The sequence below is a fragment of the Peribacillus sp. SIMBA_075 genome, assembly GCF_046534585.1.
Genome location: NZ_JAWRYN010000835.1, coordinates 1 through 263 on the forward strand (window position 1 = coordinate 1; position 263 = coordinate 263).

At 39.2% G+C, this 263-nt stretch carries 1 protein-coding gene; it reads right to left on the reverse strand.

Annotated features, from left to right (window positions below):
* Positions 1-30: 30 nt before the first annotated feature.
* On the reverse strand, positions 31-263 hold a 233-nt coding region (gene rplT, locus SB775_RS30575; protein ID WP_410865018.1), incomplete at its 5' end, for a 50S ribosomal protein L20.

Sequence of the window (263 nt, forward strand, 5' to 3'; positions counted from 1 at the left end):
GAAAAATCTTCTAAGGTTTCAACTAATTAATTAGTTAATGTTGTTTTTTGCAACTGTTGCTAATTCAGCGAAAGCTTTTTCGTCATGAACAGCTAAGTCAGCAAGCATCTTGCGGTTAACTTCGATGCCAGCATTTTTAAGACCGTGCATTAAGCGGCTGTAAGAAAGACCATTCATACGAGCTGCTGCGTTGATACGTGTAATCCATAATTTACGGAAGTCACGTTTCTTTTGACGACGGTCACGGAATGCATACATTAGAG